This is a genomic window from Aliiroseovarius sp. B-4, assembly GCF_056857795.1.
On sequence record NZ_JBSXNV010000039.1, the window covers coordinates 62,116 to 74,987 of the forward strand.

General features: G+C 59.6%; 14 protein-coding genes. 5 read left to right on the forward strand and 9 right to left on the reverse strand.

Features of this window, described 5'->3' with window-relative positions; genetic code table 11:
* Positions 1 to 8 precede the first annotated feature (8 nt).
* Positions 9 to 1,538, forward strand: a complete 1,530-nt coding sequence (locus AC13C8_RS11285) for an alkaline phosphatase family protein (RefSeq protein ID WP_482847368.1) — start codon at positions 9 to 11, stop codon at positions 1,536 to 1,538.
* Here AC13C8_RS11285 and AC13C8_RS11290 read toward each other — a convergent pair.
* Positions 1,523 to 2,194, reverse strand: a complete 672-nt coding sequence (locus tag AC13C8_RS11290) for a haloacid dehalogenase type II (protein ID WP_482847370.1) — start codon at positions 2,192 to 2,194, stop codon at positions 1,523 to 1,525. The two genes, AC13C8_RS11285 and AC13C8_RS11290, sit on opposite strands and share 16 nt — an antisense overlap.
* 161 nt (positions 2,195 to 2,355) lie before the next feature.
* Positions 2,356 to 2,865 (reverse strand): DUF1697 domain-containing protein, encoded by a 510-nt coding sequence (locus tag AC13C8_RS11295; protein ID WP_482847372.1) that lies wholly within the window; start codon positions 2,863 to 2,865, stop codon positions 2,356 to 2,358.
* Positions 2,866 to 3,081: 216 nt separating this feature from the next.
* On the opposite strand from AC13C8_RS11295, the gene AC13C8_RS11300 reads away from it, so the two are divergent.
* Positions 3,082 to 3,351 carry a hypothetical protein gene (locus tag AC13C8_RS11300; protein WP_482847866.1) on the forward strand — a complete coding sequence of 90 codons (270 nt, stop codon included), beginning with the start codon at positions 3,082 to 3,084 and terminating at the stop codon, positions 3,349 to 3,351.
* Between the two features lie 2 nt (positions 3,352 to 3,353).
* Here AC13C8_RS11300 and smpB read toward each other — a convergent pair whose 3' ends face one another.
* Positions 3,354 to 3,830 carry an SsrA-binding protein SmpB gene (gene smpB / locus AC13C8_RS11305; protein WP_091431860.1) on the reverse strand — a complete coding sequence of 159 codons (477 nt, stop codon included), beginning with the start codon at positions 3,828 to 3,830 and terminating at the stop codon, positions 3,354 to 3,356.
* A gap of 76 nt (positions 3,831 to 3,906) precedes the next feature.
* Positions 3,907 to 4,779, reverse strand: a complete 873-nt coding sequence (gene dapA, locus AC13C8_RS11310; RefSeq protein ID WP_091427280.1) for a 4-hydroxy-tetrahydrodipicolinate synthase — start codon at positions 4,777 to 4,779, stop codon at positions 3,907 to 3,909.
* A 141-nt stretch (positions 4,780 to 4,920) separates the two neighbouring features.
* Here dapA and AC13C8_RS11315 point away from each other — a divergent pair, with 141 nt between their 5' ends.
* Entirely contained in the window at positions 4,921 to 6,882 is a 1,962-nt protein-coding gene (locus AC13C8_RS11315; RefSeq protein ID WP_482847373.1) for a lytic transglycosylase domain-containing protein, read from the forward strand.
* Here the strand turns inward: AC13C8_RS11315 and AC13C8_RS11320 are convergent.
* Together AC13C8_RS11320 and mnmC2 are read right to left on the reverse strand one after the other, a co-directional pair.
* Positions 6,872 to 7,744 (reverse strand): DMT family transporter, encoded by an 873-nt coding sequence (locus tag AC13C8_RS11320; protein WP_091427284.1) that lies wholly within the window; start codon positions 7,742 to 7,744, stop codon positions 6,872 to 6,874. The two genes, AC13C8_RS11315 and AC13C8_RS11320, sit on opposite strands and share 11 nt — an antisense overlap.
* Before the next feature lie 11 nt (positions 7,745 to 7,755).
* Entirely contained in the window at positions 7,756 to 8,433 is a 678-nt protein-coding gene (mnmC2, locus tag AC13C8_RS11325) for a tRNA (5-methylaminomethyl-2-thiouridine)(34)-methyltransferase MnmC2 (protein ID WP_091427286.1), read from the reverse strand.
* Between the two features lie 54 nt (positions 8,434 to 8,487).
* Here mnmC2 and AC13C8_RS11330 point away from each other — a divergent pair, with 54 nt between their 5' ends.
* Complete coding sequence (locus AC13C8_RS11330) at positions 8,488 to 9,528, forward strand: NAD(P)/FAD-dependent oxidoreductase (RefSeq protein WP_482847376.1); 1,041 nt, start codon at positions 8,488 to 8,490, stop codon at positions 9,526 to 9,528.
* 14 nt (positions 9,529 to 9,542) lie between these two features.
* Here the strand turns inward: AC13C8_RS11330 and AC13C8_RS11335 are convergent, their stop codons facing one another.
* Positions 9,543 to 10,088: an NADPH-dependent FMN reductase gene (locus AC13C8_RS11335; RefSeq protein ID WP_482847377.1), complete on the reverse strand. Its 546-nt coding sequence runs from the start codon at positions 10,086 to 10,088 to the stop codon at positions 9,543 to 9,545.
* Positions 10,089 to 10,169: 81 nt separating this feature from the next.
* Here AC13C8_RS11335 and AC13C8_RS11340 point away from each other — a divergent pair, with 81 nt between their 5' ends.
* The gene (locus tag AC13C8_RS11340; RefSeq protein WP_091427291.1) at positions 10,170 to 11,825 is read left to right on the forward strand and encodes a thiamine pyrophosphate-binding protein; all 1,656 of its coding nucleotides are present in this window, start codon (positions 10,170 to 10,172) and stop codon (positions 11,823 to 11,825) included.
* A 19-nt stretch (positions 11,826 to 11,844) separates the two neighbouring features.
* Here AC13C8_RS11340 and AC13C8_RS11345 read toward each other — a convergent pair whose 3' ends face one another.
* Both AC13C8_RS11345 and cobO read right to left on the reverse strand, forming a co-directional pair.
* The gene (locus tag AC13C8_RS11345; RefSeq protein ID WP_091427293.1) at positions 11,845 to 12,156 is read right to left on the reverse strand and encodes a YciI family protein; all 312 of its coding nucleotides are present in this window, start codon (positions 12,154 to 12,156) and stop codon (positions 11,845 to 11,847) included.
* Between the two features lie 20 nt (positions 12,157 to 12,176).
* Complete coding sequence (gene cobO, locus AC13C8_RS11350; RefSeq protein ID WP_091427296.1) at positions 12,177 to 12,785, reverse strand: cob(I)yrinic acid a,c-diamide adenosyltransferase; 609 nt, start codon at positions 12,783 to 12,785, stop codon at positions 12,177 to 12,179.
* Between the last annotated feature and the right edge of the window lie 87 nt (positions 12,786 to 12,872).

The following is a 12,872-nucleotide window of genomic DNA, read 5'->3' on the forward strand; positions in this document are numbered from 1 at the left end:
TTGACGATATGGCCAAGAAGCGGAATGTCCTTTTCATCATTATTGATCAGTTGCGCGCCGATTGCCTGCACGGCGCCTTGGCCGATCATGTTGACCTGCCCAACCTGCGCGCTCTTATGGCTGACGCGGTGACGTTCCGACATCATTTTTCTGTCACCAATCCATGCGGCCCGTCGCGCGCCTCGATCCTGACCGGGCAATATGCGATGAACCACCGCTCGGTCCGCAATGGCACGCCCTTGCGGCATGATACGCCGACAATTGCCAGTGAAATGCGCAAGGCCGGATACCTGCCAATGCTGTTTGGCTATACCGACACCTCGCACGACCCACGCATTCATGCGCCAAGTGACCCTGCGATGCAGACCTATGAATTTCCAATGGAGGGCTTTTCCGAACAGGTCGAGATGCGGCTGGAAATGTCCTATCCATGGCGTTCATACCTTCTGAACAAAGGCTACACCTTCGACAATTACTGGCAGCTCTACATCCCGGGGGGTGATGGAGGGCGCCTGAACGCCCCGGCCGTTTATGCAGCCGAAGACAGCGACACCGCATTTCTGACCGATCGGTTTCTGGACGCGATGCCAGCCTACACTAATCAGAGCTGGTTTGCGCATCTGACCTATATCCGGCCACACCCGCCGCTGGTTGCGCCAGCACCCTATAACGACATGTATGACCCAGCGTCCCTTCCCTTGCCCAACCGTATCGGGGACCGCAAAACCGAGGCCTCGGTCCACCCCTTCTTCGGGCCAGCCCTCGACACCACGACCGAGGCAAATTTTGTCATCGGCTGCGCAAACGTGCCGCCTTGTGATGACACCACCCAAACCCTGCGCGCGGTCTATCTGGGTTTGGCGACCGAAGTGGACCACCATATTGGCCGCGTGATCGCATTCCTGAAAGACAGCGGCCAGTGGGATGACACGCTACTGATCGTCACCTCGGATCACGGGGAAATGCTGGGCGATCACCACGCATGGGGCAAACACAACGTCTATGACGCTGCCTATCACACGCCGCTGGTCATACACGCCCCTGGCTGTGACAAAGGCTACGAAGTTAACGCGCCAACAGAATCAATTGACCTGACCCCGACCATCCTCGATTGGGTCGGGCAAGGGGTGCCAAATTCGATGGATGGGCGATCCCTTCTACCACTTCTGAACGGCACGGTGCCCGACGACTGGCGCAGCTATTCCTTCTCGGAACTGGACTTTGCCGAACCGGAGGCACCCAACCTGTGGCAAAAACGGCTTGGGACGACCCCCTGCAATTCCTGCCTTGGCATCCTGCGTGATGAGCGTTTCACTTTGGTTGAGTTTGCCGCCGACCTGCCCCCACTTTTGTTTGACCGCGCCGGTCAAGGAGAGATGGAGAACGTCGCCGAAAACCCCGCCTTCGCCGCGGACCTGTCACGCCTGACCCGGCAGATGCTACGCCACAGAATGCAAAACATGGATCACACCCTGTCGCTGGACACGATCACCAATGACGGCCCGAAACGACAAGACCGCCATCACCCCAGCACGTAATCCGCCACGTCGGTCAGTGACCGACCCCGCGCATTCGGCTCGACGCCCAACCGCTCCATCGGTTGGACATAACGGTTCAGCCAGATCGTGTGATACCCAAACCACGTCGCCCCGCAGATATCCCAGCAATTCGAGGACACAAACAGTATCTCAGACACCGCGCACCCAAACGCCTCGGGTCCAAGCTGATAGACTTCGGGCGCGGTCTTGAACACCTGAACACTGTCCGCGCTCAACACGTGATCAAAGAACCCGTCCAACCCGGACGCCCGCAAAGCGGCCCCGATCATCCCCGTGCTGCCGTTGGTCAGAACCGCCATGGGAATACCCGACTCCTGCAAACGGGAAAGCGCCACGCGGTTCTCAGGAAACGCCGTCAGCACTTCATAGGCATCCATCAACGCACGGCGCGCACCCTCTGACAACACCACACCGTGCGCCTCGCACGCATAATCCAATGCGTCGCCCGTCACCTGCCAGAAATCCGCGAACTTGTCGCTCATACTGCGCAGCCGCGTATAGTCGATCTGCTTGTCCCGCCACGTCGTGGCGATTGCCGCACCTTTGCCGGGAAACATCGTTTCCGCCAAAGTGCCGACCGAAAAGACATCCAGCAGCGTTCCGTAGGCGTCAAACGCAATCGCCCTGATCTTCATGTCCCCCCCCCCTCGCAAATATGCCTGCCCTGATGAAACCACCTTGGGTTTCTTCTGGCCATAGATATCTACCGTGTTGCTTCGGTCAACATCTGATAGCGAGGAAGCATGGGCAAAGAATGTGTCGACACCAAGTATCGGCTTTGGCGAGTTGCTCCGTATCAACCCCTCGACATTTTGACGAGCTTTGCAACCATATTGATGTTACGAAGAGTGCCGTTGGACATGGTTGCCAGTCGCAGTCTCGATTTTCCCATCCCGGATGGAAAATGAACATATACCTCGCGCTCCCCGAGTCCGATTTCTTCATCAGCTTGCCCTTTGGCCTCCTCAATCGTTTTGGAAGGCGGTGACGTATCGAGAAAAAGAACGCCGACCTTGCTTGGTTCGGCATTCGGGAACGGGTTTGCATCGAGCACATCTTGCATATCTTGTGCGGTGCGGACAAAGACGCCAACGGGCTTGCCTGCATATGTTTCAAGGCTTTTCTCAATCGCCGTTTTCACCGTCGGCAGGTCGTCGGCGGTAGAGAATACGAGATTTCCTGACTGAATGTAGGTTCGCACATCGGTCAAGCCCGCCGCTTCCGCCATCGAGCGCAACTCTGTCATAGGCAGTTTGCCGGTCCCGCCAACATTGATCGCGCGAAGAAGTGCTACACGTGTTTTCATTCAGTCATATTACCCTTTCACGGCCAGTCGCAACAGCAGTCATCCGGCCTATCCCAAGCAACGGCAACGAAGCCCCGCAGCCTGGGGTCAGGGCCTACTAATTTCTAGCGAGACGCCGACGGTTCTGAAACACTGCCATCCAAAACCAAGAGAGCAGCAAAGCGACCGCATGGAGCCGCCATCCTTCTGTCTGATCTGCGGCCCGCATTCGAACTGATTGGCGATAAGGGATACGACAGTGATAGTTATCGTGAAGCCCCGGAAGCACGTCGGTTCACGCCCTGCATTCCGCCAAGAGCCAGGTGGAGGCGCGCTGCAAGCTCCTGTAAAACCTTATACAAACAGCGCCACAAGATAGAGAATCTGTTCGCCAAGCTCAAAGACTGGCGTCGTATCGCAACAAGAAACGACAGATGTGCAAACGCATTCTTCTCACAAACTGTATCGCAGAAATCGTCATTTTTCAGGTCAATCAATGAGCCCTGAGCCTAGTCCCCGTGCCGCAATAACCGTTGCTTCTGGCGTCCCCAATCACGCTTGGCCTCGGTCGCCCTTTTGTCGTGGGCCTTCTTGCCCTTGGCGATGCCAATCTTGATCTTCACCAAGCCCTTGTGATTGAAATACATGACCAGCGGCACAAGGGTCATGCCCTTGCGCTGGGTCGCATTCCACATCCTCGAAATCTCGCGCTTTGACGCCAACAGCTTGCGCTTGCGGCGCTCCAGATGACCCCAGGTCACGGCTTGCTTGTAAGGTGCAATATAGCCGTTTGTCAGGAACAGCTCGCCATCCTCGACCGCCGCGTAGCTCTCGGCGATGTTGGCACTGCCTTCGCGCAACGACTTCACCTCGGACCCCATCAGAACGATGCCACATTCGACATCTTCCTCAATCGCGTAATCATACCGCGCCCGCCGGTTCTCGGCGATCACCTTGTAGTTGGGGTCGTCTTTCGTCTTGGCCATGACGCGGATGTAGGCGTTCGATCGGGCGCTGTCCAGCCCGGCCATCTGCAATTCACAGACCACCGGGCTGTTTTGATCAGTTCAGCAAACCTGCGTGGCGCAAGGCATCGTCGATCTGTGTCTTGGTGCCATCCGTCACCTCGACCATCGGCAGGCGCAGTTCGCCATCACAAATGCCCAGCCGCGACATCGCGTATTTCGCCCCGGCCACGCCGGGTTCAAGGAAGATCGCGCGATGCAGAGGCATCAGCTTGTCGGACAATTCAAGCGCCTTGGCAAAATCGCCGGCCAGTGTCGCCTCCTGCACCTGGCTGCACAGTTTCGGCGCCACGTTCGCGGTCACGGAAATGCAACCGACCCCGCCCATGGCGTTGTATCCAACCGCCGCCGGGTCTTCGGCGCACAATTGGATGAAATCCTTGCCGCAGGTCATGCGCTGCATGGCAACCCGGCCCGGGTCGGCCGAGGAATCCTTGACGCCGACAATCATGTCCAGCTTCGCCAGCTCTCCCATCGTCGCAGGTGACATATCCACCACCGAGCGCGGCGGAATGTTGTAGATGATGATCGGAATACCAACTTCGGCAAGCACCGAATAATGCGCGATCAGCCCACTTTGGGTGGGTTTGTTATAGTATGGGGTTACGACCAGCGCTGCGTCCGCGCCCACAGTCTTGGCATGTTTCACAAGACGTAGGCTTTCGGCAGTGCTGTTCGACCCAGCCCCGGCAATCACCGGCACGCGGCCGGCGACGGCGGTCACAACGGCCTCGACCACCTGTTCGTGTTCCTTGTGGCTCAGCGTCGGGCTTTCTCCGGTTGTCCCCACCGGCACCAGCCCGTGCGAACCTTCGGAGATATGCCATTCGACCAAGCGTTTGAGCGTGTCGAAATCCACTGCGCCGTCCTTGAACGGCGTGACCAGGGCAGGAAGAGATCCTTTGAACATGACACGCTCCAATTTTGTTGTTTCAGATTTTCAGGGTCGCGAACTGACTCGCGACCTCAAACGCGGCGGAAACTAGCCGGGTTCAACACAAATGCCAAGTTTGTGTGTTGCGTATCCGGCTGCCATTACTAGTTTTTCCAAATGAGCAGGATTTTTAAGCACACAATCGGGGCCATGTCCCTGTCGTTATTGCCCTTGTTTGCCTTGCAAACCGGGGCATCGGCGCAAGAATCAGACGCGGTCAGCGCGTTGAAACAAGCCGTTCAACAGGCGAGATCTGACGATTGGCCATCGGCATTGGCGACCGCACAGTCAAGCGGTCCGCTGGTGCGAGATATCGTCGAATGGCACAGGCTGCGTCGCGGCGAGGGCAGTTTCGAGGATACCCGCACCTTTTTGGCAAATCATCCGGATTGGCCGGGCCTGAAATACCTGCGCAAACAATCCGAAGAAACCATTCCACATCGCTATGATCCCGCGAAGGTTTTGGCCTTCTTCAAACCAGAGCCGCCACAGACCGGTCGGGGCGCATTGCGGTTGGCCGAAGCCCTGACTGCCACCGGTGCAGCCCAAGACGCACGCGCCCACATCATACTGGCATGGCGCACCCTGTCGCTGGACGAGGAAGAGCATGAGGCCTTTATCTCGCGCTATGGCGACACTCTCAGGCCTTACCATTGGGACAGGCTCGACACCCTGTTGTGGCGTGGTGCTACCGCCGAAGCGACCCGGATGCTACCTTTGGTCAGCAAGGATCAGCAAGCATTGGCCAAAGCCCGATTGGCTCTGCGCAAAAAGGACGACGGCGTCGATGCGCTGATCGCCGCGGTGCCGTCCGCGTTGGCAGACGATGCAGGGCTGGCATACGAGCGTTTCCTGTGGCGAGCGTCGAAAGGGCGCAATCAGGATGCGGTTGACCTGATCCTGGCCCGTTCGAACAGCGTGGCGTCGCTGGGGAAACCCCAACGCTGGGCCAGTTGGCGCCGCGTCCTGGCCCGATGGTCGATGCGCGAGGGCAAAGCTAAGCAGGCCTATCAACTGGCATCGTTTCATTATCTGAATGGCGGATCGGATCGGGCCGACCTTGAATGGATCGCCGGCTATGTCGCCCTGCGCAAGCTGAACGATCCGATCACCGCGCTTGAGCATTTTCAGATTTTTCGGCAGAGTGTGAACTCTCCGATCAGCATGGGGCGTGCGGGCTATTGGCTGGGTCGGGCCTATGAAGCCGCCGGCGACACGGTCGCCGCCAAGGCTGCGTATGAATTGGGCGGCGAGTATCAGACCAGCTTTTATGGACTGCTGGCGGCAGAAAAAGCCGGAATGCCAATGGATCCGACCTTGATCGGAAACGAACCTTTCCCGCCGTTCGCCAAGGCGCGGTTCTGGGGTGGATCCGTTATGGAGGCCGCACGTCTGCTGCAAGCCGCAGGCGAAAGATCCTGGGCCAGACGCTTTACCGTGCAACTGGCTGAAAACCTGAACCGCGAGGAGCTCGGCCAGCTTAGCGCATGGGCGGAAAGCGTGGACGAGCCGCATTTGCAGGTGATGGTCGCAAAACAAGCTGCCAGTGTCGGCCTGACGATTCCGCGCCCCTATTACCCAACGCCGGATATCGGTCGCGGCAACCGGACCGTGCCCCGTGCGCTTGAACTTGCCATCGCGCGACGTGAAAGCGAATTTGACCCAAGCGTCATGTCCGGCGTGGGTGCGCGCGGGTTGATGCAACTTATGCCCGGCACGGCGTCGGACATGGCCAAGCGTCTGGATATGCCCTATTCGAAATCACGCCTGATCACCGACCCGGCATACAACACACGGCTGGGGTCCGAATACCTTGCCAAGCTGATCGAGGATTTTGGTATGAACCCAGTGCTGCTTTCGGTGGCGTATAACGCTGGACCCACCCGTGCGACCCGGTGGACCGAGCAGTTGGGGGACGTGCGCGCCAGTTCAACCGACATCATCGACTGGATCGAGCACATTCCGTTTCGCGAAACCCGCAACTACGTCATGCGGGTGGCCGAAAGCCTGCCGATCTACCGGGCGCGGCTGACCGGCAAGACCGAACCCCTGTCCCTGTCGAAAGAGCTTAAGCAATAGGTCGTGTCGCGCGGCGGCTGCGGATCAGGGTGAATATCCCTGCGCCGACCACGATGGCCGCGCCGATCACCACGTTTGTCCGAAGCTCTTCACCAAACAGGGACACGCCAAGAATCGCGACAAACACCAGTTGCAGATAGGCGAAGGGCTGCACCACGCTGGCCTCGGCGAACTCATAGCATTTGATCAACAGCCAATGCCCGAGCACACCGGTGACGCACAAAAGGGCCATCCAGGCCCAATCGCGCGCGATCATCGGTTCCCAGAACGACGCGCCAATGACGGTCATCACGACCGCGCCGACAATGCCCGTCCAGAAAAAGCTGGTCTGGGTGCTGTCGGTTTTCGCAGCCAGCCGGGTCAGCAACCCGTAAAGCGCAAACATCAGGGCCCCGATCAAGGGCACGATCGCCTCGGGGGCGAAAACACCGACGCCGGGTTGCAGGATCACCAGAATGCCGATGAACCCAATGCCGATCGCCAACCAACGCCGCCAGCCGACGGTCTCACCCAATACCGGACCCGAGAACGCCGCGATGAGCAGCGGGTAGCTGGTAAAGATCGCATGGCTTTCCACCAGCCCCAGCAGAACGAAAGACAACACCGTCACACAGATTTCAAGCGCCAGAAGCGCGCCACGAAAGGCTTGCAGATACGGGCGGGCGGGTCGCAGGGCATTCCTTAAACTGCCATTTCGGCGGGTCAGCCAGATGACGAAGGCCGCGAAGAACCAATACCGGATCATCACGATCATCCAGACGTTGTAGGTTCCGCCAAGATGACGTGAAATCCCGTCTTGCAGCGCAAAAACAAAGGTCGCACCAATCATCAGCAGGATACCGGCGCGGGTGTTCTGGTCCATCTGGTGGCTCCTCAACGGCGCAGGGTGCCGCGGCTCATATGCCGCTTGCGCCCGTATCCCGGTGCGCGTTCCACGTCAAAGCCTGCCGCGTCCAGCGCCCGACGCACGAAACCGGCCGCGGTATAGGTCGCGAATGTGCCACCGGGGACGGTATGCGCGCCGACCTGCATCATCAGGTCTTCCCCCCAAAGCTCGGGGTTCTTGGCAGGCGAGAACCCGTCCAGAAACCACGCATCGGCCTTGCCCCGCCACGCGGGCAGGGTTTGGCGGGCATCGCCCATGATCACCTCGACCGCAAAACCGTCCAGATCAAACGTGCGCGCACCATCACCCCATGCCGATAGGAATGGCGCAGCGACGGCCCGCGCTTCCGGGAAGGCATCCAGCGCTTTGGCAATGTCCTCCACCGTCATGGGAAAGGCTTCGAACGAGGTGAAGCGGGCGCGGTTTGGCGCCCCCGCCTCCTGCCAAGTCAAGAACGTCGCCAGCATGTTCAACCCGGTGCCAAAGCCCAGTTCCGCGATATGAAACCCGGACGCCAACCGGGCAGACAGATCGTTGCCGCCCAGGAACACATGACGCGTTTCGGCCAACCCGTCTTCCAGTGAAAAATACGGGTCGCCAAACTGCGCCGCCACCGGCACGCCGCTTTCTTTCCACGAGATGTCTGCGATCTGGTTCTTTGCCATGACTTGCCCTAGAACTCGGCCCAACGCGCGTGACCATGAAGAAGGACCGATGCTTTGGCAATCGTGGATGTGACCATTTATGGCGCGGGCATTTTCGGCCTGTCGGTGGCGTGGAGTTGCCTGAAGCGAGGCGCGAAGGTGAGGGTGATTGATCCGGGTGGCGTCGGGGCCGGATCTTCTGGCGGGCTGGTTGGTGCATTGGCCCCGCATGTGCCGGAACGCTGGAACGCCAAGAAGGCATTTCAATTCGACAGCCTGATCATGGCGGAAGCTTACTGGGCCGAGGTCGAGGCGGTGTCTGGCCTGCCGTCCGGGTATGGCCGCACTGGCCGCTTGCAACCCATTGCCGATGATCGCCTTCTGGCCCTTGCCCACGACCGCAAGACCGAGGCCGCATCCCTGTGGCAAGGGAAGGCCATGTGGGAGGTTCGCCCCATCACCGATTTTCCGGGCTGGGCACCTGACAGCGCTACCGGATACCTGATCCACGACACGCTGACCGCGCGTATGAACCCGCGACTGGCTGCGAAGGCGTTGGCCGGGGCAGTTCAGGCCAAGGGAGGCGAGGTTGCAAGCGCGGCAGACGAAGAAGGGCGCGTCGTTTGGGCCACCGGCTGGCAGGGGCTTCTGGCCCTGTCGCAAGAGCTGAGCAAACACGTCGGCAACGGCGTGAAGGGGCAAAGCGCCCTGTTGCAGCATGACGCCGCCCACCTGCCACAACTGTTCGCCGATGCGTTACACATCATCCCCCATGCCAACGGGACGGTTGCCATCGGGTCCACCAGCGAACGCGATTTTGATGATCCCGTAAGCTGCGATGACGCCTTGGACGATGTGATCGCGCGTGCTCGCGAAGTCTGCCCGGCCATCGCGGACGCCCCTGTCATCGAACGCTGGGCCGGGGTGCGACCTCGCGCAAAGTCCCGCGCCCCGATGCTGGGTCATTACCCCGGCAGGCCCGATAACTTCATCGCCAATGGTGGCTTCAAGATCGGATTTGGGATGGGACCAAAGGTCGGCGAGGTGATGGCCGATCTGGTGTTGGACGGGCGCGACACCATCCCCGAGGATTTCAAGGTCGCGGCCAGTCTCTAACGTCGGGCACGCGCCTAACCACTTTCGACCTCGGCCTGCAATTTCTCCATCAGGGTTTTCAGGGTGGCTTCGTATCGTTCGCTTTTCAACTGCCCATCATCGTCAAATTCCTGACGACTGCCTGCGACGGCCATCTCTGGTCCGGTGATCAGGCGCGGCTGAAATGGCATCATCGCCAGAACCAGAGAGTTCTGGGCCCTCACCCCCCCAGCGCGCCCCGCTGCAGCAGACATGACCGCGACCGGCTTGCCCGTCCATGGCAAGGGCTTCACGCGGCTGACCCAATCAAGTGCGTTTTTCAGAACGCCTGACAGCATCCTGTTGTATTCCGGGGTCGAGATAATGACCGCATCCGCCACAGCAATCTGCCCGGCCAGTCGGACAACACTGTCAGGTGCGCCGTGCACCTCTTCGTCGTCGGCGTTGAACAGGGGCAGATCAAGATCGGCCTCGGTAAATTCGGCGTCGCCATACAGGCGGGCGGCATTTCGGATCAGAAGCCGGTTCGTTGCGTCTTTACGCAATGACCCGGACATGCCAAGCAAACGATGTTTAGACAAGTCAACCTCCTGCTGCATCACGCTAAGGTGCGGTGCGCATCGGGCAAGGTCAACGGTTGAATAGCGATAAGGAGCGAAGACATGCGGCATGGCGGACAGATATTGGTCGATCACCTGAAAACCGAAGGGGTGTGCCGCGTTTTCTCAGTGCCCGGTGAGAGTTTTCTGGCAGCGCTCGACGGGCTGCATGACAGCGGGATCGAAAACATCGTCTGCCGCCAGGAAGGTGGCGCGGCTATGATGGCCGAGGCGCATGGAAAGCTGACCGGAGAGCCGGGCGTGCTGTTCGTCACGCGTGGACCGGGCGCAACCAACGCCGCATCGGGCATTCACGTGGCGCAACAAGACAGCACGCCAATGGTGGTGTTCGTCGGCCAGATCGCGCGGGGCCACCGCGACCGTGAAGCGTTTCAGGAGGTCGATTATCGCGCCATGTTCGGCACACTTGCCAAATGGGCTTGCGAGGTGGATCAGACCGAACGCCTGCCCGAATACCTGGCCCGCGCTTTCCACATGGCCCGATCTGGTCGCCCCGGCCCGGTGGTGGTGGCCCTGCCCGAGGATATGCTGAGCGCCCATGCCGACGTGCCGGACCGCCCGGCGATGGCACGCACGAATGGGCACCTGACAGCCGAGGACGCGCAGGCAATCACCGCGATACTGACAGACGCGAAAACGCCTTTGGTGATCGCGGGTGGACCGGGCTGGACCCCAGACGCCGCCCGCAATCTTGCCGATTTTGCAAAGGCTCATGGCCTGCCGGTCGCCTGCACCTTCCGTCGGCAGGATTTCATGGACAACCGTCACCCGAACTATGTCGGCGACCCTGGGGTTGGAATGAATCCGAAACTGGGCGCGCGTATGTGCGATGCGGATACGCTGATCGTGCTGGGGTCGCGTCTGGGCGACAGTGTAACCGGCGGATACGAAATTCTGGACCCCGCTGCCACAGGCAAGCGTATCGTGCACGTTTATCCCGACCCGGACGAATTGGGGCGCGTCTTTCACGCCGATCTGGCGCTGGTGGCCACCGGGCCAGAGGCGCTGGCCGCCCTTGTGCGCACGAATGGAACGCAAGCGCCCCGCTGGGCAGACTGGACCAAGTCCGCGCGCGCAGACTATGAGGCGTTTCAGCAGCCCGTCACGACACCCGGCAATGTGAAGATGGAAGAGGTCGTTCTGTGGTTGTCCAGAAACCTTCCCGACGATGCCATCGTGACCAACGGGGCCGGAAACTATGCCACCTGGCTGCACCGGTATTTCAGCTTCAAGCAGCATGGCACACAACTGGCCCCGACCTCCGGGTCCATGGGATACGGGTTTCCCGCCGCGGTCGCTGCCAGCCTTGAACATCCAGACCGGACCGTCATTGCGTGGCTAGGGGACGGTGAATTCCAGATGACCCTGAACGAGATGTCCACCGCGATCCAGCATGGTGCCAAACCCATCGCGATCATCGCCAATAACGGGCGATACGGCACGATCCGAATGCATCAGGAGCGCACCTATCCGGGGCGCGTGTCTGGCACCGACATGGCCAACCCCGATTTCGCGGCGCTTGCCCGCGCTTACGGCGGGCATGGCGAGACCGTGACCAATGGCGAAGATTTCGCCGCCGCCTTTGCCCGCGCCAAAGCCGCCGATACATTGGCGGTGATCGAACTGGTGCTGGACCCGCAGGTTGCGACGCCCAGTCTGACACTGAACGCCTTGCGCGAGATCGGGAAACAGCGTTGAAGGGCCGCGACCGGCGCTTTCAGCCCTGCGGCATATCCATCATTTCCGCCAGATGAATGGTGCCCATCTGGAGGAATGAGTTTTCGCTGGCAATCGCCAATGCCGTATCTGCGTCGGCCGCTTCGATTACGCAAAAGCCCATCATGGGTTGCTTGAATCCTTCACGTGCGCCATCGCCATCTACCGTCCATTGCGCCTTGAACGGCGTTTCGGGCATGACGAAAGTGTCGGAATACTTGGCAATCCACGCTTTATATGCGGCTTGCATATCTGCCTTCTTATCATCAGGCACATCGCGCGGCTCGTGATAGGCAATATAGTATTTGGGCATCTCTCGTCCTCCTTCGAGGCCTAGTATTCGACCCCCTGTTGCGCCTTGATGCCTGACCGGAACGGGTGCTTGATCAATTCCATCTCAGTCACCAGATCGGCGATTTCGAGCAGTTCATCCTTGGCGTTGCGCCCGGTTAGAACAACATGCGTCATCTCGGGTTTTTCTTCGGCCAGGAATTTGACGACCTCGTTCGCATCCACATAGTCATAGCGAATTGCGATGTTGATCTCGTCCAGCAACACCATGGTGTTCGACGGATCACGGATCAGCTCTTTCGACTTCTCCCATGCAGCCTGCGCCATTTCCACGTCGCGGGTGCGGTCCTGTGTTTCCCAGGTAAAGCCCTCGCCCATCGTATAGAACGCGCACACATCACTGAACTTGGCATTGATCAGATCACGTTCACCGCAATCCATCCCACCCTTGATGAACTGGACCACAGCGCATTTCATGCCATGCGCGATGCAGCGGAAGATCATCCCGAACGCGGCAGAACTTTTGCCCTTGCCCTTGCCGGTATGGACGATGATCAAGCCCTTTTTGTCGGTCTTGGTCGCCATGATCTTATCGCGGGCGGCTTTCTTCTTGGCCATCTTCGATGCGTGGCGGTCGGGGTCTACGGTCATGGTATCCTCATGAATTGCTCGCGCTTCACTGTGCGGGTCATGAAGACCAGATGCAAGAGAGGGCACGCCGTTTCAGGCACGCCCTCT